The 23,326-nt window shown below is 40.6% G+C and carries 25 protein-coding genes and 2 pseudogenes; 2 read left to right on the top strand and 25 right to left on the bottom strand.

What is annotated here, in order from left to right:
• Window positions 1-83: 83 nt before the first annotated feature.
• A pseudogene (locus tag C6344_RS19290) lies at window positions 84-239 on the top strand (site-specific integrase); the annotation flags it as partial.
• A gap of 539 nt (window positions 240-778) precedes the next feature.
• On the top strand, window positions 779-1,810 hold the full coding sequence (locus tag C6344_RS04325) for a DUF4917 family protein (protein ID WP_106072774.1): 1,032 nt from the start codon (window positions 779-781) through the stop codon (window positions 1,808-1,810).
• A 37-nt stretch (window positions 1,811-1,847) separates the two neighbouring features.
• Here C6344_RS04325 and C6344_RS04320 read toward each other — a convergent pair whose 3' ends face one another.
• The 25 genes and pseudogenes from C6344_RS04320 to C6344_RS04195 all read right to left on the bottom strand — a co-directional run bounded on the left by C6344_RS04320 (window position 1,848) and on the right by C6344_RS04195 (window position 23,229).
• Window positions 1,848-2,666 (bottom strand): peptidoglycan recognition protein family protein, encoded by an 819-nt coding sequence (locus C6344_RS04320; RefSeq protein ID WP_106072773.1) that lies wholly within the window; start codon window positions 2,664-2,666, stop codon window positions 1,848-1,850.
• Window positions 2,667-2,712: 46 nt separating this feature from the next.
• On the bottom strand, window positions 2,713-3,132 hold the full coding sequence (locus tag C6344_RS04315; RefSeq protein WP_106072772.1) for a phage holin family protein: 420 nt from the start codon (window positions 3,130-3,132) through the stop codon (window positions 2,713-2,715).
• Between the two features lie 44 nt (window positions 3,133-3,176).
• Window positions 3,177-3,356, bottom strand: coding sequence for an XkdX family protein (locus C6344_RS04310; RefSeq protein WP_106072771.1), 180 nt, complete (start codon window positions 3,354-3,356; stop codon window positions 3,177-3,179).
• Entirely contained in the window at window positions 3,353-3,652 is a 300-nt protein-coding gene (locus C6344_RS04305; protein WP_106072770.1) for a hypothetical protein, read from the bottom strand. Before C6344_RS04305 ends, C6344_RS04310 begins: the two co-directional genes overlap by 4 nt.
• Before the next feature lie 17 nt (window positions 3,653-3,669).
• Entirely contained in the window at window positions 3,670-5,055 is a 1,386-nt protein-coding gene (locus C6344_RS04300; RefSeq protein WP_106072769.1) for a phage baseplate upper protein, read from the bottom strand.
• Window positions 5,056-5,070: 15 nt separating this feature from the next.
• Entirely contained in the window at window positions 5,071-6,954 is a 1,884-nt protein-coding gene (locus tag C6344_RS04295; protein ID WP_223254319.1) for a right-handed parallel beta-helix repeat-containing protein, read from the bottom strand.
• Window positions 6,955-6,983: 29 nt separating this feature from the next.
• Window positions 6,984-8,736 (bottom strand): annotated as a pseudogene (locus C6344_RS04290) (phage tail protein).
• A 12-nt stretch (window positions 8,737-8,748) separates the two neighbouring features.
• Window positions 8,749-9,582 carry a phage tail domain-containing protein gene (locus C6344_RS04285; RefSeq protein ID WP_106072767.1) on the bottom strand — a complete coding sequence of 278 codons (834 nt, stop codon included), beginning with the start codon at window positions 9,580-9,582 and terminating at the stop codon, window positions 8,749-8,751.
• Window positions 9,583-13,599, bottom strand: coding sequence for a phage tail tape measure protein (locus C6344_RS04280; RefSeq protein WP_106072766.1), 4,017 nt, complete (start codon window positions 13,597-13,599; stop codon window positions 9,583-9,585).
• Window positions 13,600-13,614: 15 nt separating this feature from the next.
• On the bottom strand, window positions 13,615-13,809 hold the full coding sequence (locus tag C6344_RS04275; protein ID WP_106072765.1) for a hypothetical protein: 195 nt from the start codon (window positions 13,807-13,809) through the stop codon (window positions 13,615-13,617).
• 2 nt (window positions 13,810-13,811) lie between these two features.
• Complete coding sequence (gene gpG, locus C6344_RS04270; protein WP_106072764.1) at window positions 13,812-14,147, bottom strand: phage tail assembly chaperone G; 336 nt, start codon at window positions 14,145-14,147, stop codon at window positions 13,812-13,814.
• A 38-nt stretch (window positions 14,148-14,185) separates the two neighbouring features.
• The gene (locus tag C6344_RS04265) at window positions 14,186-14,812 is read right to left on the bottom strand and encodes a major tail protein (protein WP_106072763.1); all 627 of its coding nucleotides are present in this window, start codon (window positions 14,810-14,812) and stop codon (window positions 14,186-14,188) included.
• A gap of 11 nt (window positions 14,813-14,823) precedes the next feature.
• Entirely contained in the window at window positions 14,824-15,192 is a 369-nt protein-coding gene (gp17, locus tag C6344_RS04260; protein ID WP_106072762.1) for a tail completion protein gp17, read from the bottom strand.
• Window positions 15,189-15,572 carry an HK97-gp10 family putative phage morphogenesis protein gene (locus C6344_RS04255; RefSeq protein WP_106072761.1) on the bottom strand — a complete coding sequence of 128 codons (384 nt, stop codon included), beginning with the start codon at window positions 15,570-15,572 and terminating at the stop codon, window positions 15,189-15,191. The genes gp17 and C6344_RS04255 overlap by 4 nt, the downstream gene beginning before the upstream one ends.
• Window positions 15,565-15,930 carry a phage head closure protein gene (locus C6344_RS04250; RefSeq protein ID WP_106072760.1) on the bottom strand — a complete coding sequence of 122 codons (366 nt, stop codon included), beginning with the start codon at window positions 15,928-15,930 and terminating at the stop codon, window positions 15,565-15,567. Before C6344_RS04250 ends, C6344_RS04255 begins: the two co-directional genes overlap by 8 nt.
• Window positions 15,848-16,207, bottom strand: coding sequence for a head-tail connector protein (locus tag C6344_RS04245; protein ID WP_106072759.1), 360 nt, complete (start codon window positions 16,205-16,207; stop codon window positions 15,848-15,850). Before C6344_RS04245 ends, C6344_RS04250 begins: the two co-directional genes overlap by 83 nt.
• A 14-nt stretch (window positions 16,208-16,221) precedes the next feature.
• Entirely contained in the window at window positions 16,222-16,623 is a 402-nt protein-coding gene (locus C6344_RS04240; protein WP_106072758.1) for a collagen-like protein, read from the bottom strand.
• A 24-nt stretch (window positions 16,624-16,647) separates the two neighbouring features.
• A complete protein-coding gene (locus C6344_RS04235) occupies window positions 16,648-16,944 on the bottom strand; it encodes a hypothetical protein (RefSeq protein WP_106072757.1) in 297 nt (98 codons plus the stop codon).
• A gap of 20 nt (window positions 16,945-16,964) precedes the next feature.
• The gene (locus tag C6344_RS04230) at window positions 16,965-18,152 is read right to left on the bottom strand and encodes a phage major capsid protein (RefSeq protein WP_106072756.1); all 1,188 of its coding nucleotides are present in this window, start codon (window positions 18,150-18,152) and stop codon (window positions 16,965-16,967) included.
• A gap of 36 nt (window positions 18,153-18,188) precedes the next feature.
• The gene (locus tag C6344_RS04225) at window positions 18,189-18,821 is read right to left on the bottom strand and encodes an HK97 family phage prohead protease (protein WP_106072755.1); all 633 of its coding nucleotides are present in this window, start codon (window positions 18,819-18,821) and stop codon (window positions 18,189-18,191) included.
• Entirely contained in the window at window positions 18,814-20,055 is a 1,242-nt protein-coding gene (locus C6344_RS04220; RefSeq protein WP_106072754.1) for a phage portal protein, read from the bottom strand. The genes C6344_RS04225 and C6344_RS04220 overlap by 8 nt, the downstream gene beginning before the upstream one ends.
• A 6-nt stretch (window positions 20,056-20,061) precedes the next feature.
• Window positions 20,062-20,241, bottom strand: a complete 180-nt coding sequence (locus C6344_RS18940) for a hypothetical protein (protein ID WP_106072753.1) — start codon at window positions 20,239-20,241, stop codon at window positions 20,062-20,064.
• Between the two features lie 11 nt (window positions 20,242-20,252).
• Window positions 20,253-21,950: a terminase large subunit gene (locus C6344_RS04210; RefSeq protein ID WP_223254312.1), complete on the bottom strand. Its 1,698-nt coding sequence runs from the start codon at window positions 21,948-21,950 to the stop codon at window positions 20,253-20,255.
• A gap of 14 nt (window positions 21,951-21,964) precedes the next feature.
• Window positions 21,965-22,471, bottom strand: coding sequence for a phage terminase small subunit P27 family (locus C6344_RS04205; protein WP_106072751.1), 507 nt, complete (start codon window positions 22,469-22,471; stop codon window positions 21,965-21,967).
• Between the two features lie 401 nt (window positions 22,472-22,872).
• Entirely contained in the window at window positions 22,873-23,229 is a 357-nt protein-coding gene (locus tag C6344_RS04195) for an HNH endonuclease (protein WP_106072749.1), read from the bottom strand.
• Window positions 23,230-23,326: the final 97 nt, after the last annotated feature.

Here is a 23,326-nt window from a genome sequence, read left to right as displayed (position 1 = left end):
TTTCAACTCACTTCTATTTAAGATTTGCAAAAATTTTATTTATTAAAAGCCCCTCCATTTGGCGCTGTCCCCCCGTTTTTACACTTTTAGAATCTTGGGCATCTATGAAATATGTTCAGGAGCGACTTGGCCATAAAAGCATTCGAGTAACATCTGATATTTATTCTCATATTAGCAAAAAAATTGACATGGATTCAATGAATAAATATGAAGAGCACATCTCCAAGATCATGGAGTGATTTTTTCATCATTTTTTGTGGGTGATACCTGTTTCATTTTAAAAGATAAGAAACACCCCCAAAAACAATAAACCCCTGAAGCCAATGGCTCCAAGGGGTTTTATTTATTAATACTGAGACATATACTGATCGCGTTCCCATGGGTGTACTTGGGTGCGGAACATAATTTCTAATTTAGATACAGTATATGCAACACTCTAAACCCTTGAAAACAAAGGTTTTTTTATTGTTTTATTATTTTAAATTTGAAATAGAACCTCTATGATTCTCAATATTTTTTGGTCAAATTTTGGTCATGATTTTGGTCAAAAATTTTAAATAGTGACCAATACATGATGGTAATAGTATAGTACTCTCTTAAAAAAAGAAGATTTTATCCGATAAGATTATAAGAAAAATACGATCAGCATATTAAAAACCGGATAACTTTCAGGAGATGTTCACGCTGTTAATAACAGAGAAAACGAAATAATCGTCGTGAAGCCAACAAAGTAATATGTAAGATTGAAATATTTTGAAAAAGGAAAGAGGATATTCATATGACAGAAGTTTATGATTTTAAAGCATTATCAGAAAAGCATCCTGAAATATTAGATAATTTACTCACAGGAAATGGCTTCTCAATAGAATTTGATTCGAATTTTAGATACGGTGGTCTATACGATTTTTTACAAAAAAAGGGACTTTTTGATGAAAAGGAAAAAAAATTATTTAGAGCTTTTGATACTACAAACTTTGAACAAGTTTTAAATTCCCTATTCAAGGCTCAAACAATTAATAAAACGTTTGATAAAAATACAGATTATTTAGATGAAAGTTATCAAACTATCAAAGATCTCCTAATTACGTCTGTAAAAGAAATACATCCTGAATATGCTTACTTAGATATTGATAAATTAGCTTGGAGTTTTAATATCTTCAAAAAAAACATATTCACAACTAACTACGATTTATTGTCATACTGGGCATTACTAGCTCTGAGAGGGAAAAAGAAAATCAGGGATGGATTTGGATATAGGGATGATCGAAAGCTTTCTTTCCAACCGGATACCCTTAAAAAGGATCAATTTAAATTATTTTACTTACATGGTGCATTACATCTTTATGTAGATCGCGGTGACGTAATCAAAGTAACAGGAGAAATTTTAATGGATAATATTACAAAAGAGTATGAGATGGGACACTTTCCTATTTATGTCTCAGAAGGAGCTTCAGAGAAAAAATTAGCACAAATCAAAAGTAACAATTATTTAAGTCATTGTTATCATGAGCTTTTAAATAGTAATGGAGGTATCACTATTTTAGGGCAAGGTTTAAATCCTGATTACGATCAACATCTTATAGATGCTATTAAAAACTCTAAAGTGAAATATATTGCATTCGGAGTCTATGAAACGCAATTTACAAAAGAAGATTATATTATTGAAACCACAAAGCAACATTTTGGTGATTTACCGGGTAAGGAACTTCTCTTTTATAATTCAAAGAATTTTTTCCAATCAGTTAAAGAGATAGCATATAAAAATCAAATCAAATTTGGTAAGCTTCCTCCTTTTTTTCCAAAGATTTAACATAAAATCCCCTAGATAACTCCAGGGGATTATTTATTTATAATAATGATTCAAGTTTTATTTTGGTTTTTGGTCCATAAATGCCATCAGCAACAAGACCATGCATCATTTGGAATCGTTTGACCGCATCCGCTGTCTTTGGACCATAGTAGCCATCAATACCGTTGTTTTTAGCTCTTTTGTCAGGATAGAAATAGAGTGCTGCTAGTGCTTCTTGGATTCGCCTTACAGCGTCTCCTTTCATCAAGGGTGCTTTTACCTTAAAGATGCCTGTTGGGAGCTTGTACGCTTTCTTAGATGCTTTTTTCTTAGGTGCTGTTGCGGATGATGTTGTCTTAGGCTTAGAAGATGATGTTTTACCGCCCAATGACTTTAGCTCTTTTCCAATGGCTGCTTTAAATGAGCTCCATCTACCTTCAGATAAGATCCGATGTGGACAATACTTTCCGTTCCAGTCTTGGTGCTTGCGTACTCGATCAACACCCCATCCACGTTCTTTTAGTAACTGCGCCACGAATTTTATGGCCAACTTTTCCGCAGCCTTGTATCTAGCACCACCAGACTCACTATAACAAATTTCAATAGCGATTGACTTACGGTTGCCGGACCCGTACGTACCGTCACCTGAATGCCAAGCATTTCGATCTAATGGAATTGCTTGAATTACTTCCTTATCATCCACCGCAAAATGATAGCTCGTTGAGCTAGTGTTATTGATCATATAGCTAATTTCATTTTCAGCTGCTGCGTCATTCGCTGTATTGTGGATGGTGATGTATTCTGCGTTCATTTTGTTCGGACATTTTAAACCGTATCTGCTGGATGAGACCATTTTCTTTTTCACCTTGATTGCCAAGTTCATCTACTCCTTAATTTGTTTTTATATAGAAAAAAGCCGCCGATTACTCAGCAGCTTTCTTTTCCTCTTCTTCTTTTTGGCTGTCAGACTCGATGACGTGAAGTCGGTCTGTGATGGAAGCCGGAATTTTAACGCCGATCTGTGCAAGGTTCTCTACGATAGACAACCCCTCATTGGCGATGTAAAACAATACTGTCCCGAAGGTCAGCACTCCATTCAAAGTCATGATCTGATCAATAATATTGGCTACAATCACCACTACAAAACTAAGCATTTTACGCACGTAACCGAACCATGCAGTTCGGCTGCGTAGCTTGCCGATCTTCCATGCTTTAATGATTCCTGTCAACACGTCGATGACACTCAACAGCAAGAGCAAGTCCAGAAATTTCACTCCGCCAAATAAATAAGTCTTCGCTAAATCTAAAGTTTCAAAGTTGATAAACACTATCGTTTCCTCCATTTCGTTAATCACCTCCTTTAAGAAGGCAAAATAAAAAGCACCTGTTAAGATGCTGTGGTTCCTAAATCTGCAGAAGCAGCTGGCTTGTCGAATGCGACGCCTGTGATCTGCTTAAACTCTTCTTTTGTTATTACTTCTAATGCGACATACTCCCGCATGATCTCAAGAGTGTAAACGCCCCAATCCCAAAATACTTTTATGTCGTCCGCCGTTGGATAAATCATGATACCCCGCCCCTCTGCAACTGAGAAAGCTGCAATGTAAGGAGAGCGACTTGTTTTTTTAGCAGCGCTACATCATCTGGTGACGGTGGATCAGGCTGCAAACTATCAATGTATTCTTGTGTTGCTGATTCAAACCACTCTTCTTTTTTGGGATCGTACTTTGCAATAAACAACCCATCTGGTGGCTGTTTATCTGTATAGCCTTTGGGGATTTCCTCTCCGTTTTCTACATCTACTAAGATGTCTTTGTCTGCTTGCCAAATGTAATTTTCATCATATTTATACACCCAAATCATGTTCGTACCTCCCCCGTTTACTTTGTTCTAAATCGGACCCCAAACGTAATAAATTCATTTGGGTTTACCGTATTAGAACAAGATTGAACACAAACACGACCGTCAGTACCTATATAGGTTCGGTGATATTGTGGGACACCCGGTGTCCCCAAACTGGATGCTACACCAATAAAGTGAAATGACTGCAGAGGAAAGTATCCTTCAAGTAATGTAAACGCCTCGACATCATTACCAATCACCCCACCAGTAATAGACCCGATGATCTCCACCACTCCCAAGGCATCTTTTGAGTAGCATAACGTGTGCGGAAATCCATCTGATGATACATATTGCTTCCATCCTTTTGACAATGAAGGTTTTTTCCAAGTGACTGTAGCATCTCCGTCTGTTATGAGTCGTTCCCAGCCTCGAAACCCTTGTGTGTGGAATGTTCCAACCCACGTTAAGTTATCAAATGACCTCGTTACAATAATTCTTTTCAAACGATTTTCATTTGATGTGTACTCAGTATCAAACACTTCTACATAATAAAAGCTGCCATCATTCACAATCGGTACATTTACAAGGTTTGCCCCCATATATGGACCATGCGGTAAAGTGAATATATCCGTTCCATTCGGGATACGTTTCACTAATCCATTGTCGGGAACAAGTTTGTACAATTGTCCGCCATTCCATTTGGCACGTTCTGCGGTTGTAATATGGATATTTTTATCATCAACATGTTTATCAAAATCAGCCTTTGAAGCCTGCTTAACATTGTCTACATTGCCTAATCCTACATTTGATTTAGTGACAGCATGAGGATTGTTTTTGTTATTAGCGTGTGCATCTATTTGCTTTTTAGCTTCTGCAAGTGCTGCATCTACTTTAGACTGCGCACCTTCTTTTGTTTCGATCTTTTCCAAGTCCTCAAACTTGTCTCTTAGTTCTTTAATTGTTTGAATGGACTCTTCGTAAAGCTCATTTATCTTTGCTCTTAGTGCCTCGAATTCATCCACGTAATATTCCGTTATCGGCACAATGTCTTGATCTATAAGAGACTTAGATATATGGAAAGAGAATTGATGCACGGACATAGATTGATCATTTGCATAGTACAAATTTAGCTCAGCTTGTACTGTGCCGTAGTGCTTGACCTCTTTGTCTGACAAAACGTACTCGGCGTGACCGTTCACTCGATCAATAATATTTATGTCTCGAATGAATCGGCTGCCGTCAGACATAACTAATACAAGTTTTCCTGTGACAGCTGCTAGAGGCAAAGGGACTCCATCTTTCGTGAGTTTGAATATCAATCGTGCTGTCTGACGATCTTGCGTCCAAAAATTTATGCTGGTTGATACGCTTGAACTGGTATACGCGTTTACATCAAAATCAATTGGTCCGTTCTTATGAATCATTTGTTATCACCTCTCTCATGTTACATTCTCGATTGTTTTAATTGGAACGACACTATTATCCTTCAAGCTGCCTTCTGCGCCAGCTCCTTTAAGCCTGTTCCCAAAATGCTGAATTCTTGAGCATTTGCTAGTCATATACATCGCGTATCTGCATTTTTTTCCACGCACTTTATTGAATCTTGCTGCCGAATCTGTGACTCCATCCATGAAGATAATTCCGTAATACGGGTTTGATGAAGAGGTTCTTTTACCTGCATTCTGAATATCGCTGAAATCAACGTTTATGTCCTCAGAATCTCCTGAAACGGAAATTCCTGAATAGCCAACTTCCCGCAAGGATGTGTTTGTGACATCAATATTCTTACACCCTAATTCTACGCGTACACCGTTCCCCTCGATGTCTCGTCCAACGCTTGATTCGACTTTGCCATTACTGCAGCGAGTTAAGAGCACCCCATGATGCTTGATGTCTCTAAATTGATTGCGAGACACCAAAAAGCCATCCACATCTGATAAATGGATAGCGTGCTTGACCTTTACGCCATTGATTTTATTGTCGGAAACATCCACGTCGTCAATTTTTTGAATCCCTTTACGGCCATATACCTGAATGGCATGACGCTTTTTGATATTGGTGAAAGTGTTATCTTTGACTGAAAGACGCTTTACCTTGTTGACCCTGTTCGTAGGATTGCCGTTCGCGTCTTGTGTGTAGACCGACTCAACCCTTGGAAGCATGAGCCTCACTCCAGATGCACAATTCTTAAATCGGTTTCGGCTTATTAAAACGTCTTCCCATTTGTTTCCTGATATTGCGTACTCGGTCGTATCTTCAAAATCGTTGTTTTCTATATGAATATCAGAATACCAATAGCCATCAGTGCTGGTGTGTGAATCTATTCCGCGAGCATATCCCCCTAGATTCTCTGATCTGCTGAAATAACAATCTCTAACGGTAACATGCTTGCTGACAGTTTGATCATAAGCACCAAAGGCGCCAAAGTTGCCCGCCGATCTCATTAAGTCCAACTGAATTGCAGCAGAAAACCATCTGTCGCCTTTATAATCAGCGAACCCTTTAAACCATACATTCTCTATTAATACGTGTTTATTACCTGCACAGTCAAGGGCATGGCCGCCGCACACATCTTTGATCGTGATGTCACGGATGATGATACGCTCAGCATGAGCGAACCCCAGGACAGAACATTGCTCTTTGATCTCTCCTCCTGCGCTATCCAGTACACCTTGTCCATCAATCAGTAGGTTTCCGTGTCCGTTATAACCCTTTGTCTGATCGTCTTTATCTCCATTTACAAGCATTGACCCTACAAATCCGCGTCTAATAACTGCACCAGCTTGTAAGGTTAAGTGAGTGTTTTTATAGATGCGTGCAGTCTCCATTAGTTTGTATTGTCCTTGAGGAACAACAATGTGCACAGGATATAATCTTGCAAGACTAAGAGCTGCCTTGAATCCTGCGGTAAAACTTCCGTACTTTTTAATAAATCTTTTTAGGTTCAGGGAAACGGCAGCTGCTTCTATTTCTTCTTCAAGTAGTTGAAAGTCATAGTCTAATCTATCTTTTGCTGTGGGATGGATAGATGCATCCCTAGCAACTCGAATGTCTACAACTTCCTTGACATCTTTCCCGTCATGATTGAGAACAAGGTTTGTCAATCTAGCCCACATGTTGTCAATCCTGTTGGCAACCGTAAATAGACCATGCATAATCTGACTAGACAAATGAGCTTTTTTACTATCCTTGTGAGACTGTAATTCAGTTGCATTTTTATTAAGCTCATTCTCAACCGTTTGCATGTCGCCACGCAATTGGGATTCATAGACTGAGTTTCGGGTTGAGTCATAATCTTTTTTAAGCCGGACCAATTTATTCACTCCTTTCAATTCCAAAAGAAAAAACGCTCTTAATTGAGCGTTCTCATCAATTGATCAATGTATCTTTTTTGTTGCTTAATCTGCCGCGCCTGGCTTACTTGATAGTCCTGGATGTCTTTCCTAAAGTTAGCAAAGGTCATTTTAGGGCTGTCATAAGGGTTGAGGGGATTATAAGTGACAGACACTAACCTTACATCATCCTCAAACGTGATCCCATTTGCCGTATCAGCAATGACATGGATCTTGTCACCCTTCCAAAAAATCTTCCTCTATACCATGAAGTTCCGGCTCGTAGATGTACTGATACTCAGCCTCTACGACCACATCAGGATATGGGTTCACATGCTTTTTCAAAGCAGAAACCATGTTGCTTGCTTTTTTTACTGTGTCATCTCTTATCGGCTCTCCCCAGCGCGGCTTACCCTCGATCAAAAATTTGTCCTCGTCAGGATGAATATAAAGGATAGGCTCGAATTCGTATTCGGGCTCTTTCTCCTTTTCATCCTCGTTCGTTTTTGTATCGGTCGACTTTGACTCGCTTTTCTTAGCTTTCTTTTCTGCGCCGTAACCCCAGGCGCGCGTTGACGTGTTTTGATCATTAATCTTCATCTTAAATCCTGGCATATTGTATCGGCTGTCAAGTGTGAAGTCTACTACCTTACCCATTTTTAAATGTACATAGATGACATAGTTATTTACATCAAGCTCTATTTCGTAATCTTCAACAATCTGATCCATTAATTCAATGCGAAACTTTTCACCGAAGCCGTCCTGCTCTACCTCGTCAAACTCCGATAATTTTGCTTTTAGAACATATTGAAAAGGGGTACCGGCTAGGGCAATGTCTAAAGCTTCATTAATTTTCAGTTTCTTTGAAATCTTTTCTTCTACCCTGTCATTTACCAGCAAGACGGTATACACATGATTGGCCGTTATCTTTTTTTGTGACACGTTTTTTCTACTTTGATCAAGTTCAATATCCGTAATGTAATATTTTTGATGATTGTAATCTTTTTCATCCAAGTACAATATGTTCCCTGGAACAAGTAAATCAAATTCAGTTCCGTTATCCTCAGTCCGAAACAGGGTAAAGGTGAAACTCTTTTTACCTGTTGTGTCGTCTTGCAGTTCTAGCACTGCGCCTACGATTTCAACAAGTTCTTTGCCGTCCTTGGTTGAGACATGTAGCTGCCTAAAATCAATGTCAGAAGGTAACCCGTCGTTTAGCTCTACGTCCTTTCCCTGATACTCTTTGCTTGGATAAGACGGTTTAGTTGGTGTTTCAGGTTCACTTGGGCCATCATCCACACCTTCCACCGTATCGTATTGCGTAAGTTTATAGGTGAAGATGATACTATTCAATTTCGTTGCGTAGATTGGATCGGTTGCATATCCGGCTTTCACAAGTGCTGCTGTTGCCTTGGTGTAATCTTTTTCGCCTATTACAGCCTTATAAATGTTTGGATCCCAGCTTACCCCTTTTAGATAGAGCTTTGCTAAGTCTTGTACGGATTCGTACCATGAAGGGTACTTTCTGAAAGGCGCTTTAACTCTCGTTGCTTTACCCTTTTTATCATATTCAGTGGTCCACATGAGGACTGATTGACCGTTGAATGATCCTTTTATTCCGAATAGATTTTTACCCTTTTGAGCTAGGTCGCTTTTTCCCCATCCGCTTTCCAGGCAAGACTGCGCGATAATAAGAGAAGCTAAAATATTGTATTTCTTATAAATCCTCTGCGCGTCTTTTGCTATCTCTTTTATAAAATCTTTTGCAGCCATGACAACCCCCTTTTACGGAAAATAAAATCTTGTATCGAATACAATCTCAAAATCATTTGTATTCTGAATCTCAAACTCATTCATACCTTTATCTAAAGACGGTAGCCTACCGGATGTTTTCAACCTTTTACTACCCACTACGGTATACTGTTTCAGGTTTCTGACCTGTTGTGACTTTTTCAATTCGGCTTCTATTTTCAATCTTTCATTGTTCGTGTGATTGATAATCGTTATGTTTTTTCCCTTTGCGTTTAGCAGCACGTTGTAATCATGCTGCAGTGGATTAATCGGTAAGCCAGGATTGAAAACACTAAACCGTTTTTTGTTTTTGAATCGGTACTGCAGATCGTCGCGCCTTTGAATTCCCATTCCTGAAAACCATCTTTCATTAGAAAAGTTCTGCGCGCTTAAAGACGTGCCCTTTGACTCTGCCAGCCCTGTGATATTGTTAAAATCCACTTGGAAGGATACCTGGTTTTTTTGCTTGTCTTTGGGTATTTGAAACCCTCCGTCACACGTAACCGCAAAACGCCTCCCGGGAAGCAGATCACATGAGATGTAATACCAGAAGGGCTGAACAACGAGATCATAAAACTCATGCCTGTACTGATAAAAGTTTGCCGCTATTTTAGCATCAAGCAATATTTCAACCTTGATAGACCTTTCTTTGTACACTATGTCGCGCGGATGCTGCGTCGGTACAAGTCCGTTAAACCTGGTTAACTGTACAAGCTCCCTGTCAGTGCTCGGCGCGTCAGGTGTAAAGCTAAGCAACTTAAAATAGGGCAGTAACCCCGACAAAGGTTGCTCCCCCATTCCGTCTCTGAAATCAAAATAGAGATCCATTTATCTTTTCAGCCCTCCTTTATAGGCGTTCTGCTCATATTTTTGAGCACTCTTTTTATCCAGTATGGATGTGTCACCTAGTTCAAAAACGATGTCTGCTAAATGATGACCGCCAATAATGACAGGCGCAGGATGGATTTTGATTGTTTGTCCTGTAGCACTTACGCTTTCATTGTTCGTTTGTAGATTATTTGATAGAAGACTAATAAGAGCATCTAGCTTTTGGTTTAATACAGGCGTATCAATTTCGTTTTTCACAGTCAGTTCGGCGCGCATCGTGTTTATTTCATCTGCTGCCCCCTGGATGTTAAACGCCATTCTATTAATTTCAGACTTAAAGGACGTCATAGCACCTTGCGCCATAGCTGCTGTGCTCTTTTTCACGTCCTGCGCCTTTTCTCCAAGCCCAATGATAAACCCATCGCCAAAGTTCACACCTTCTGCAATGGTCTTTTTTGCTGGTGATTTTGATTGTATGGAATCTTTCAGCGAACGTATTGCAACTTTACCGATGGCCCAAGCAGCTTTCCAAATTGTCCCGCCAGTGCCCCCCATGCTGCGTATACCGTTAGCAAATCCTTTAGAAAAATCAGCACCTGTGCTAGTTGTTTTAACACTTGATAAGCCTTGTTTTCCTGATTGTGCTACGGTGCTACCCGAATTACTAGCGTTTCCGGCTTGGCTACGAATCCCCGATGCAAATTGAGTCCCTGCTTTTTGTCCGCCTCCACCATCGGTTGTTTTGGCAAGCTGGGCTGTTGCTGTCGCGCTCACCGAAGATGCTGCAGACGTATTGGCGCCCTTTGTGCTTGTTATTCCCGCACTGTGGCTCTTTCCTTTTGTTGCACCTGCTTGAGTAGCTTGGGTCGTATTTTTATTAAGATTGGATAATGCCGTTTGGTTTACGCTGCTTGCTGCCGTGCTTGTGCTGCCTTTTGTTGAGCTTATACCTGCGCTAAATGATTGACCCTTTTGAGAACCGGATGTATTAGCCTCTGCATTGCCTTCACTTAACTTTTGTTTTAGTGCTTGCTGCAGAACTGTACCACTGTTAGATACGTTAACTTTTGATGAAGTAATACCTTCACTAAACGATTGACCTTTTTCTTTGCCTGCAATTCTAGGGATTCCACTCTCTTCACGTAATTTCAAATCCAATGACTGTTTTAGAATAGAACCACTCGCTAAAGTATTTGGCGTAGCATCTATTAGACCATCAGCAAATTCCTTCCCCATTTTCTTTCCTGAATTACGGGCGGATGTTTCGCGGTTCATCTTCTTTTCTACATCGGCAATTGTTTTGTCTGCTTGAGTGGCTGCTTCGTCACTTGCAAGCCCTAATCCTTCGTTAAACTCAACAAGGGATTTCCTTGTTTGCTTTAGCGCTTCTTCTTTGCTGTCTCCTAGTTTTTGCAGAAACGCAACTTGTTTTTCAGCCCAGCGCGCTTGGTATGCAGTCTCGCTTTCTTCTATTTCTACGAAAATTCCCATTGAGTTACTTGAATACTCTTTTTGTCTTTCCAACGCTTTGCCTGTTTCTAAATCTAGCAGTTGCCCATCTTTAGACATTTGATCAAAAAGAGCTTCTGAGCTTTTCTTATATGTGTTTAGGTTTTGAGCAAGAGACTCTTGATAGTCTGCGTTAATTTTGGCTTTTATAGCCTTATGCTGTTCTGCGTTTATCGCTTCTTTAGCAAGAGCCTCATCCATCACTTGATCCATATAATCTCTGTCTTTTTTTGCTGCCTTCTGACCTTCCTTATACAGCTCAGTGATCTGATCGTTATAGCCTTTAGCATTTTTAAAAGATAACTTATTTTGACTCTCGGAAACTCTCTGCTGGATAGCTAAAGCATCCTTTTGATTGGCCGCAAATTTACTAGTAGCCTGTTGGAAGAATGTGATGATCTCGTTAAATGTTCTGCGTTGTACTTCGTTCATATTAGAAGTGATTAAGCCTGTCTCTTCCTTTAACTTCTCAAACTGTTTCATTTTCTTACGAACTGTTTGTACATCCTCATCAATTTTCCCGACAAGCTGATCAGACCATTCCTCGCCCTTTTCTTTCATTTTCCCTTCTTGATCTTCAAAAAGACCATTAAGGACAGCCAATGCGTCTGTCTTAAATCCTTCTAATTCTTTGACTAAAGAAGATGACATATTTTGATAAGTTTTAAGTAACCTATTTGCCATTTTATCTGCTTCTTTTCCTGAAACCTGCGTCAACTGGAACAGCTGTGATGTGGCTTTTTCACGTAGACTGACATATGAGGCAGCAGCTTTTTGTGTCGCTTTAGAAACACCCTCGCCATATAGAAGCGCTGATTCTTTTGCTTCCTCCTGGCGTTTCTTTTGGTTTTTAAGCTGCTCATTATACGCATATGTCGCTACGGCAATACCGCCTAATAATGCCGTTCCACCGACTATTGCAAGCCCCACTGGACCCGTAAATGCTAAGAGCGCACCGATACCCATTGTCAGCGTTGCGACTGCTGTTGTGGCACCCAATACACCCGTAGCAAACAGTGCAGTTTTAGCAACCGTTTGGGCTGTGGCAGAATCCATTTTGTTAAACATGGAAACGATGTCTGCCCCTTTATCAGCTAGACTGCCAAGCGCAGGAAGTAAACTTTTTGTCAGTTTGATTTTTGCACCTTCAACCGCAGAATTAAAAGCGATAATACTTCCTCTTGCATTATCAAGCATGGTGTCTGCCATATCTTGAGCAGCACCATCTGATTCTTTTAGCGCCTTCGTGTTCTCTTTTAATGCCTTGCTGCCTTTTTGTAAGAGAATAGCCCAATGTTTATAAGACTCAGCGCCTACAATGGTTTTAAGAGTGGCGGCTTGCTGCTCTTTCGTCATGCCTTTCATGCCCTTTTCCATTTCTGCAACGACTTCCGGCATGCTTTTCATATCTCCGGCCGCATCAAAAAACGCGAAGCCTAAGTTATCAATTACCTTCTGAGCTTTTTTTGCAGGTGTTGCCAGACGAATCAATGATGTACCAAACGCTTGACCTGCGATAGAACCTTGTAAACCTGCATCACCAAACGCCATGACTGCGGCCGCTGATTCTTCTAATCCCCAACCTAGAGAATTGGCGTTAGGCGCAAGGAACTTCATAGCCTCTCCCATTTGTTCTACGTTGGTGTTTGCGTTAGCAGCACCGTATGCAATTACATCCGATGCGTGACCTGCTTCCTCAGCTTTCAAGGCAAAAGCCTGCATCATATTAGAGGAAATGTCGGCGGCGGCAGCTAAATCTAGTTGACCTGCAGCTGCTAAATTCAACATACCTGGCATGGCTGCGTAAATATCGTTTGCTTTAAATCCAGCCATAGCCAGGAAACTTTGTGCGTCTGCTGCTTGACTAGCAGTAAAAACTGATGTTGCCCCAAGATCCATTGCTTGCTTTTCCAGCTTTTTTATTTCTTGAGCAGTACCACCTGAAATAGCTTGGACTTTACTCATTTGCTTTTCAAAGTCCATACCCACTTGTACTGCATCTTTTAGTGGGAGGGCCAAGCCAGCAAAAGCAACACCTGTAGTCATTGCTACCGAAGCACCCGTACTTCTCATTTTGTTGCCAACTGTATTCATTCTTTGGCCCATTTTATAAAGCGATGAGGATGTTCTTTTTATCTCAGCTTCCATCCTCTGAATTTTGTTGGTCGTTTGTGTTAACGCATTTTGCGTTTTATTCATTTCAGCTGTTGCATAGTTCAAACGACGGGCAAGGTTTTGTGTCTCTTGTGCGTCTTTTCCTTTTTTAACAGCTGAATCTGCATACGCTCTTTCGAGTGCTTTGACCTTCATTTTATGCTGATCTAATTGCTGTGAAAGGGTTCTGACTTTTGTTTGCGAAGTTTTCAGTTCATTACCCCACACACCGACGGCAGTCCGATTCTTTTCAAATTCAGACTTTATGTTCTTCATTTGAACGGCAATTGCTTTCATTTCCCCGTTAAATTGGGACGAATTAGAATACAGCTTTACTTTAATGTCTTTGCTCAATCCCTCACCACCTTTTTACAGTCCAGGTATCTGATCAATGTATAAAGGTTTATCCGATGCTGTAGCAATCTTACTTGGCTTTTCCTTGCTCGCTTCTTTCCTGCGTGCAAGGCGTTTTAGGTGATAGACAATGTCCATTTCGTCTATCTGATTTTGAGTAAAGCCAATGTCCTCTAATGCGTTATACATATCAAGGACAGCATCGGACAAACTTACTCCCCCGGCTCTGCTTCCTCTCCGGTTTCAGGATTCAGGATTTTGCTCGCTTCAACGATATTCCCAATGACATAGTTTGCGGTTGCGTAGATTGTTCTATATAAAAGTCGTGAATCAATGCCTTGTTCAAATTCTTCTGCAGTGAATTTGTTTCCGAACACTTCACAGATAAACTCTGATTGTCTACTTGTATAAATTCTTTCAGGATCATTCGATTCAAGGTCTTCTGTTATTTCTGCCGCAGTCCTAAATAAAGCACCCGTGATAAAGTTAGGTGTCGAGAACTTCTTTTTCTTGCCGTTTAAATGTAGATCTATTGTCAATGCTTCCATGTTATTGCCTCCCGATTACAAAATAAAAAAGAGCGTTATTAAACGCCCTTTCCAATGTCTACTGAACTCGTGGAATCCTCTGTGTCTTTTCCCGTTGAAAACAACGCACCGTCGTATACAACTTGTTTAAACCATTCATCCGGGTCAAAGCCTTCGTCGAACTCAGCTTGAGCCTTCCAGCGGTTTTTCCCCTTCTTATTTTGAAGGGTCATGAAACCTGCTTTAAATTTTGGTGTTTCAGGATCGGCTTTCCCTTCGGTAGTTTTGTGTTCATTGCCCAGCAATTCAGGAAGCCCCTTCAAGAACCAATAATATCTGTGCCCGCCTGTGGATGTTTTCGCTCTAAACCCGAAAGCCAAGAAAACAGCCTTATCATCAGAGCTGGCAAAAGAAATCCCGTTCTCGACCTTGTGACCGTAAATTTTATTTTGTACCTCAATCGGGAGATCTGCTATCTCAGCCTCAAGATCGATATCGCCCATGTTGTTAAAAGAATCAAAGACGCCGTTATCAGCCCAAAATTTAGATTGCTCTGATTTAGGATCGACTTTGACGTTTACAGCTCCTGGCAGTCTTTCAGGCTTTGCATATTCAAGTCCTTTGTCGTCGTCTTGAATAAGCTCAGCATAATGGAACATGTCTAATCCGTAGATTGTTTTCCCCATCTGTTTTCCTCCTAGAAAAATGTTTTGACGTATCTCATGCCCCGATGAAAGATTTTTGTATCTGTTTCGTAAAGATCCACTGAATCATATCTTCCGTAGCCTAAATCTTTCATCAGTTTGTCTATCAGTTTTGCTATTTCTGTCTCATGCTTTCGCGTGTCTGCTTTTGAAAATATACTTAGCTGGAATCGAACCTCACTTGCTGCGGAACGGTTGTCTCTGTACTCCTGGTCCCTATTTGTAATCTCTGAAAATACAACCCTGGGGAATGCGGCCACATCATCGGCCACAAGATTATGAAAACCACCCGTGACAAGCTGCTTTAATTCATTGTTTTTTATTAACGCTGCACTTAATTCTTTTTTTGCATCAAAACTCATTTAATAGGTGCCGTGATAATTCTTTCCATGATCTTCACAGCTTGTCCCTCCCCTTCAACTGCGCTTTTTTCAATGAATGGATGCGGCGGCATTTTAGACGTGCCCCACTCTAAAAATCGCCCTCTGTAAGCGACTTTTCTATTCGGACCAACCGAAACAAACAGCTCACCGTCTTTGGATTCTCTTGCAGCTGAAACGGTAATGTTATCGACCATGTGAGGCTGATTTTTTGAACTTTTATTCACGTTACGTTTTTGGTGCGCGGCTATTACCTCGCCCCCAGCTTTAAGGGCAACCTTTTCTGCTTTTTCCACGTCGTCACCGATTTTATTAAAATATCTCGTTAAATCTTCGAATCCTTCAATATCCATATCAGCCATTTATGCCGACCTCGTTACAAGTGACTTCAAGTCGCTTCTTTTTGTTTTCTATGTCGTTATAATCCATTACATCGAAAGTGCGATAGATTGGCTCTCCTGCCTCGTCTGTTCCAATTTGAAGAAGGATTCTCATGTCTTGCTTAACGTCTTCCCGGTATCTTATTGTGATTTTCTTTGGTGACTTAACGCCTAATGCGCCAGCAACAAGCGTATCTGATTTTGTGCCGGAAAATCCTTCAATTGAACCCCATGTCTCAAAGACATTTTCATAGGATTCATTCCAATTCAGCTCGTCGTCCTGTACCCTTTTCCTTACTTGAAAGATTAGCCGCCGATTCATCTTGCTTATCTTCTTCATCCTCTTCTACCTCCACATAGCGAAGTTGAGTTAGTTGATCCCGAATAGTAAAAGGGATGGATGAGCCGGAAACGCCTGACTCATACACCCCTCGATTTTCGTACCAATGAGCAACAAGCATTCCTGTTACAAGTGCATACTGCTCGTTACTTTCAACATAACGCCCTATACCATTTTTGATATATCCCTTTGCTGCAGTAATTAAGGATTTAAGCAAGGCGTCATCTTGATCGGTATCAATTTTTAAATATTCATCTTTCAGCATTTTTAAATCCATAGAAGACCGCCTACTTATTCAGTATTTTCTTTACCCTCTAGTTTGTCGACTCGCGACTTTAAATCAGTGATCATTTTTTGCACTTCTGAATTGATATTGTCCCATTTAACGCTTCCTTTACCGATTGTCCGTGAGTTCACAGATCCATCGCCTAAGTGATCGTTTTTAATAGACCCAGTTTCAATTACTGCAGGATCTCCTTTGTCACCTTTTGGACCTTGCTCTCCTGGATCGCCTTTTTCTCCTTTCGGACCTTGAGGACCTTGTTCACCAGGATCACCCTTTAACCCCTTCACATAAAGAGGATTTTCTTCGCTATTGTCTTTCACCGTAACTGCTGTGATAGGTTTACCATCAGGACCCGCCTCTGCAGACGTGAATACTCCATTACTTTCGTTTAGGTAATCTTTAGCCATGTTTAATCCATTCCTTTCAATTGTTTATTCTTTGTTCAGTTTGCTTTTCAGCTCTTTTATTTCGTCTTCCATTCCTTTGAGTCTAGTTTCTATTAATGAGTTAAGATGCTCCGGCATGACGCTCCCTGTCCCGATGTTTGCCGAACGGACAGCTTTTTCAGCAAGCATTTCATGTGTCACGCTTCCTGGTGCAGCTGATCCGCCGCCACCTAGACTCACTTCCTGACCATCTTTGACGATTTTTCCACCTGCAAACTCTAAAACACCACCGATGACAGTTCGATCCCCGCCATCAGTGGTGTAATTTTTTGTCACTCGCATGACTTATTCACCTCTTTTTTTTACTCACTAATTGACAACTGGCCGTATACTACCGCTTCTTTGTCCCAAGCCACAACGTCTTCACGTTCAATCGCTCGTACTTTCGTTGTGTTTGTCTCAAACGATCCTGCAGCAAGATTCGTATAGTCAATAGACTGTTGCTGACGATCAAATAAGACAACTGCCTCTTTTAAATCACCAACGATTACAGGTGCTTTCCCTGCTTTTGTTTTCAAGACTTTGTTTGAGATCACCACCACGCGGCGACCAAACAACATTTTGTTTGTCGGTTCAGAAGGAATATCCTTGAGTAGATATTTACCGTCCGCATCTTTCAATTGATCAAGATAGTTAAACCCGTCTTGGTTTGTCATGATGATGGCACCAGCTGCAATGGCGGTATCTAGGGTAACGTTTAAAGTCTTTTTAATGTCTTCCAAGCCCTTAAATTCAACCTTTTTCAAACCGTCAAGGATAGCCAGGATAAGAGCGTTTCTTGTTGCAACTGATTTTTTAACGAACCATTTTGCGACATATGTCATGATCGCTTGATCTGTATCCTGCAGCAATGTGTTTGAAAGTGGTAAAAGCCCTGCATAGTCGGTGATGCTATATGTTAATTTTTTAAACTTAGGCTGATCTGTTTCTGGAATTTCCCCCATTTCCTCAATGTCTTGGAACGGTGTCATGTCCGCATTTTTTTCAAGCATACGACTACCTGAACGGGTTGCCACCGGCTCGACTGTTACATATTGCTCAAGCTGATGTAATTGCTCCCGCTTTAATTCTTTAATGGTTCTTGAAATATCTTCAGGGATTAGGATTCCGCCATCTTCTTCATTTTTTCCTGACATCGCTCGGAATTCAGGATTTTCTAGGAATTCACGTTCTTCATGTGTTAAGGATTTACCTCGAAGAGACTTCATGAACAACTTAGTGAATTTCTTTTGACGTTCTTCCTTATCCCCTTCGGCTCCTTTTCGCCCCTCCGGGTTTCGTTCTAGCTCCGGCACAAAATTTTCACCGCCAGGTAAATCAGGCACGTTCAGTGAGCGACCTTCTACCATCAATTCAATTTGATTCTTAAGCTCTTTCACTTCATCGAGAAGCTGGCGCGCCTCCTCTGTTTTTCCTTCTGCAAGTGCTTTGTCAGCATCTTCTTTCTTTTGCGTAAACTGCTGACGCAGTTCAATTTCTTTTTTTGTCATCTTTATTTTTCCTCCTCATAGAACGCAAAAAAAGCCTTATTCGGGAAGATCAAGGCTTAATAGTTCCAATTCAATTTTTAAAGTTGCATCTATTGGTGTGCTTCGTTGTTCTTTCATTTCTTCTACTTTCTCTAAGCTCCGGGCACCTACTACAGCTTCGGTATCGCTATATGCAGGTGTCGTTACAAGAGATATGTCATAAATGCGGTGAATGTTGTTTATTCTTCGTTCGTATATGTCTTCATTTTCATTTATGCGCCATTCGTCAGGCTCTTCTCCGTTATAATCCAACGAAAAAGCAAAAGAACATTGATTAATAACGCCGCTGCGTATATTCTCCATGAGATCGCGCGCATATGACGTGTCTGACGGTTTAAATCTGAATTTAAGACCTATGCCATCTATTTCGAGTTCAAGCCGTCCTGACTCCCCTGAAACGGTATTTCTAGCTAGGGGAAAATCCTCTCGATGGTTAAAAAGTGCAATGACGTTTGATAGGTCGGTAGATTCTAAGGCGCTTCTACTGATAATTTCTTTGAACCACCCTAAACGTTCGGACCATTTTTCAAATTTCAAAGCATAGCCTTCCACATATTCGGATTGTCCTTCTCCATCAGAACGGATCTCAATTGGCGTCGTGAGCAGCCGCACTTCTTTTTCTTTACTCATTCTTGCTGTCACCTCCCTTCATGGCTGAACCAGCTTTAAGCCGCTGGTATTCTTCCATAAAGTCAAGGAACACATAGTTCAAGCTAGATAGATATTTTTCGCCATGTTCAATAGGGTTTCTTTCAATCAAGTCGCGAATCTCATTTTTATTTAAAAGACCCGCTTCGCTCATGGTCTTAAAATACTCTGCTTGAGTTTTACTGTCGCCGCGCAGCTCACTATCAACATTGAATTTTACATAATGGCCCGCTTTTTGATCATTGTCAGTAAACAGCTTAATATTTAATTCCTGTTCAAAATTCACGATCCACGGTTGCAGTGTATTTTTTACGTATTCCAAGGATTGATGCTCAATGTTTGAAAATGTGGCTTTATCAAGTTCATTGAGTTTATGCAAAGGAACTTTGTAAATCATGGCAATTTGAGCTTTATTGAATTTCATAGATTCTACAAACTGCGCTTCTTGCAACGGCATCGCAATGGATTGATATTCTAGTCCATTATCAATAATGGCTATGTTTTCACCTTGGTTGACCCGCTTCCATTCTTTTCTGACGTTTTCCTTGGGCTTTTCATCCAAGAAAGAAGGAACCTTTAGAATACCTCGCGGCGTGGCTTCATTTTTATACAGCTTGGCGTTGTATTTCGTTGCAGCTGCTTGAGCGCCTATATGCTCTCGCACTACCCCAATAGGCGACTTGCCATATATGCCATCCGTAGATAACCCTTTAAAGTGCAGCACTTGGTGTTCGTATAGTTCCTTCATTCTTCCGTTAACAGTGGTTTGATACCAAATCATTCCTGTTTCGGGATGGATGTATGCGTTTGTCGCATCTGGCCGCAATGGGTAAAGATTTTCAGGGAAACCATGTGCCCCAAATTCAATCAGAGAATATGCATTACCCCAAGTCAATGCATGCGTCATCATCAGCTTTTTCCACACATAAGCTGTCATGTACGGGTTTGGTCTTGCGTAGATCATATAGGCTGATGGATGATTAGGGTTTCTGTTGACTCCTTGACTCTCTTTTTTAAATGTGTGTATCGGTAGCTTTGCGATGTCATCAGATAGTACGTTGACACATGCGAAAATGTCCGGCTGCACAAGTGAATTGCTTTCACTCACTCTTTCACCGCTTGCCGTCTCTCGACCTCCGAATAGATTGATCAGCTGACTGAAACCGTCTAATGTTGTTGAGCCTGAACGCTTTTCAAAGAATCGGTCTATAAACATTTATTTTCACCTCTCTTTCTGCCGCGCGTGACTTGACAGCAGGTAGGCGTAAAACATAAAAAATACACCCGTCAGAAATAGACCGATGTTTGTATTTACCCGATACGCTGCCAGCAGAATAAAGATGCACCCTCCAATAAACAGCAAGTCGTTTAATATTAATTTCAGAACAATAAATTTTTTCACTCTCTCACATCCTAAAAACTGAAATTTCCTGAAAAGTGATCGTTTAAGTTAACACTCGCGCCCATATTGTGATACATGGCCCTAGCAAAAGCATTCATCACCGCTGCAGCTGGATCAATACGTTGCTCGGACTTCGCTTTATCAAGCATAATGTTTTCTTGTGCATCTTGCTTAATAATTGCATTGTTAAATGCAAATGCGAGCAATGGATCGCTTGCATGAATGACTTTACCCTCATACACCTTTTGTCTAAAGTCCTTTGTGGGTAAAGAAAGATGATGAGGCCTTTGCGGCATCTCAATCATATTAAACCCCTTACTTTCAAGCCGTTGTGCAAGGTGCAGCGCATTATACTTATCGTAAGCAGCCTGGCTGACTCTCAATTTGTTGACGTGAGCAAATTCAATGATCCATCTTTCCACATATTGATAATCAACTGCCTCTCCTGGTGTGAATGTCATCCAACCTTGATCGCGCCATAAATCATAAGGCACTTTATCAGTAGCCATTTTCTCCTTGGCTCGTTCTTCGGGGATGAAGGAATGCTGACCCACATAGTAAAAGCCATCAAGAACACCAACCCACCCGACAGAAGTCAAATCCGTTGTCATTGATAAATCTATACCAAGATAGATGGCCATTTCTTTTAGATCAGGTATTTCACCATGACAGGCCCTCCATTTTGACATTTTCATATAGCCATTGTCTTTTTGATCGACCCATCGATCCATATTTTTTGTTAAAAAAGTTCTCATTTTTTCAGGGACTTCGAGAGCCGTTTCTAAATCAGATCTTAGAGACGTCAGGCCTTCTTCATAAGTTGCAACGATTGGGTTTGCTTTAATCCAGTTAGATTCGTCTTTCACATCATCACTAGGATCAAGCTCACAAATCAATACAAAATAATCTTCTTTTTCTGTGTCTAAATCAGGATCAAGTATTTTACTTGTATATTGATACTCTTTAAAACAAGGACCGTTTAAGTTATAACCAGCAGTTGTAATAATGACCATAAGGGGGCTTCGTCTCGCTACCATTCCACTATTGAGCACGTCATAAATCTCACTTGTTTCATGTGCGTGATATTCGTCTACAATTCCTAAAGATGGGTTTTTCCCGTCTCCTACCTTTCGAGCTTCCCTTGAAAGAGGTTGAATTATGGAATTTGTATTGTGTTTCTTAATCTTTCCGTTGGCATCCGTATATTTCCCCTCTAAAATCGGCGCGTGATGCAGTTGTTCAAGTATGGCTTGATAGACTTCATCTGATTGATCTCTCGACCAACCTGCAATAAACACACGATGTTTTTCTTGCGTTGGGAAGATCTCATACGAAGCCATTATAGCCAGTAGCTGCGATTTTGCATTTTTTCTCGCTAACTGGATGTATGCTTTTCTAAAACGCCTGGCACCATTCACTTTTTTGTAAAAGCCGTAGATATTAGCAGCGATGAATAATTGGAAGTCTGTAAGTTCAATTGGCTTACCTGCTAATATCCCTTCGACATGATTAAATTGCTTGGCCCATTCATAGAAATCAAGGACTGCTTCTGCGTCAAAATAATACGGGCAGTCTTCTTCTGCTAGCCGCTCTACATCTTTAATGAACCTCTGAACAGCCCACTTGTGCTTCTTTCCTGCTTTTATTTCCCCCGTTTGGATCTTTTCACAATATGACCATACACGCTCAATTAAAAGCTCTGCGGTCATTTCCTGCGTTACCATTACATGCGTCCTCCAAAGCGTTCCTCTTCTTTTGACTTTGGTTTCCCATCATCTTTTTTCGGAATGACAAGTTTGCAGCGAGAGGAAATGGTTAATCCTAAATCACTTGATGCTTGTCTGCATTGTTTAAACAGCTTGTCTTGATTTATTAGAAGATCACTATAGGCAGGATTCGCAATTTCAAATTTTTCTCCATCTGAATTTTCGGTAAGTGCTGTAATCGGCGTATCTAATATGATTTCTGTTATTTGTAAATATTGTTTTCGAGCAAACAAAAAACGGGCAAGCGCATCAACATCTAAATTTGTGATAATTCCGATGTTTTTTAGCTCGTCCGCTATCTTTTTGAATTCTCTTTTTAAGGCTTTCGGTAAGTAAGAAGGAGCTTTCACTTTGTCATCTGGTGCCTTAATTTCCTGCTCTCTTCTTTCTGCAATCTCTTTCTTGGTAAGGTTTTTCTTCCCTTTCACTAGTAACAAGTCAACTGGTTGTCTCGGTCTTGCCATCCCCTCACCTCCTTCCGAATTTTCATTTAGGGAATTTCTCGCGATGTTGAGGGAGACGCGGTCTACAGCAAATCGTTTCTAGGGATTTAAGCTAGGGGGGGCCTTCAACTTCGATGCGAAGCTGATTCATGTCTATTTCTAAATCTGCTCGTATTGAATCTATTTTCTTTTGGTGTTGATCAAGTAGACTTTTGTTCCTCGTCATCCGAATAGCATTATATAGCTTACTGATCCTGCTTTGCTGCTTTCTGATTTCTGCGTTTGTATAGTATGATGTGTACTCAGCTTTACACCTCGGACAAACTAGAAGATGTTGTTTAATCCCTTCGCCAATCTTTCTAATCCTAGAACAACTTTTAATAATGAATGTTGTTCCACATTGATCACACGCGCATGTTTGATTATCCATTCCCAAACCCTCCATCTTCTTTAGCGGTCTTTCTACTGTGACAGGACGCACATAGCGACTGCCAGTTAGAAGAATCCCAAAATAATTTTTTATCTCCCTTATGCGGTTTGATGTGGTCAACAACTTTAGCAGCAATACGTTTGCCTTGTAACATGCAAGACTGACACAAAGGATGCTTTGCTAAATAACCTTCACGCGCTTTACGCCATCGGCTATTGTACCCTCGTCGTGCCGATGATTCACGGTGCAGATCGTATGAAAGCTTCAATGTCTTATGCAGTTTGCAATATCCTTTGCGCGTTAGTTGAGGGCATCCAGGTTCATTGCATGGTTTTAATGACTTTTGCACTCGGTTTCACCTCTGAATCAAAAAAAGCACCCCGCAGGATGCTTTTTATTTTTAAATTGCTATATCTTCGATCTATCATTCTAGTAACAAACAGTCA

This window comes from Bacillus sp. GBSW19 (assembly GCF_002998655.1).
Taxonomy (GTDB): domain Bacteria; phylum Bacillota; class Bacilli; order Bacillales; family Bacillaceae; genus Bacillus.
This window is presented reverse-complemented; position numbering and strand designations above follow the sequence as displayed.

Coding starts and splice junctions, on each gene's coding strand:
- C6344_RS04285 (WP_106072767.1), bottom strand. CDS start 9,582: ATGGATCTCTATTTTGATTTCAGAGACGGAATGGGGGAGCAACCTTTG.
- gpG (WP_106072764.1), bottom strand. CDS start 14,147: ATGGAAGCATTGACAATAGATCTACATTTAAACGGCAAGAAAAAGAAG.
- C6344_RS04300 (WP_106072769.1), bottom strand. CDS start 5,055: ATGATTCATAAGAACGGACCAATTGATTTTGATGTAAACGCGTATACC.
- C6344_RS04235 (WP_106072757.1), bottom strand. CDS start 16,944: ATGCGAGTGACAAAAAATTACACCACTGATGGCGGGGATCGAACTGTC.
- C6344_RS04240 (WP_106072758.1), bottom strand. CDS start 16,623: ATGGCTAAAGATTACCTAAACGAAAGTAATGGAGTATTCACGTCTGCA.
- C6344_RS04325 (WP_106072774.1), top strand. CDS start 779: ATGACAGAAGTTTATGATTTTAAAGCATTATCAGAAAAGCATCCTGAA.
- C6344_RS04265 (WP_106072763.1), bottom strand. CDS start 14,812: ATGGGGAAAACAATCTACGGATTAGACATGTTCCATTATGCTGAGCTT.
- gp17 (WP_106072762.1), bottom strand. CDS start 15,192: ATGAGTTTTGATGCAAAAAAAGAATTAAGTGCAGCGTTAATAAAAAAC.
- C6344_RS04205 (WP_106072751.1), bottom strand. CDS start 22,471: ATGGCAAGACCGAGACAACCAGTTGACTTGTTACTAGTGAAAGGGAAG.
- C6344_RS04225 (WP_106072755.1), bottom strand. CDS start 18,821: ATGAGTAAAGAAAAAGAAGTGCGGCTGCTCACGACGCCAATTGAGATC.
- C6344_RS04210 (WP_223254312.1), bottom strand. CDS start 21,950: ATGACCGCAGAGCTTTTAATTGAGCGTGTATGGTCATATTGTGAAAAG.
- C6344_RS04250 (WP_106072760.1), bottom strand. CDS start 15,930: ATGAAGAAGATAAGCAAGATGAATCGGCGGCTAATCTTTCAAGTAAGG.
- C6344_RS04310 (WP_106072771.1), bottom strand. CDS start 3,356: ATGATTTATCCAACGGCGGACGACATAAAAGTATTTTGGGATTGGGGC.
- C6344_RS04245 (WP_106072759.1), bottom strand. CDS start 16,207: ATGGATTTAAAAATGCTGAAAGATGAATATTTAAAAATTGATACCGAT.
- C6344_RS04315 (WP_106072772.1), bottom strand. CDS start 3,132: ATGGAGGAAACGATAGTGTTTATCAACTTTGAAACTTTAGATTTAGCG.
- C6344_RS04220 (WP_106072754.1), bottom strand. CDS start 20,055: ATGTTTATAGACCGATTCTTTGAAAAGCGTTCAGGCTCAACAACATTA.
- C6344_RS04255 (WP_106072761.1), bottom strand. CDS start 15,572: ATGGCTGATATGGATATTGAAGGATTCGAAGATTTAACGAGATATTTT.
- C6344_RS04230 (WP_106072756.1), bottom strand. CDS start 18,152: ATGACAAAAAAAGAAATTGAACTGCGTCAGCAGTTTACGCAAAAGAAA.
- C6344_RS04305 (WP_106072770.1), bottom strand. CDS start 3,652: ATGATTTGGGTGTATAAATATGATGAAAATTACATTTGGCAAGCAGAC.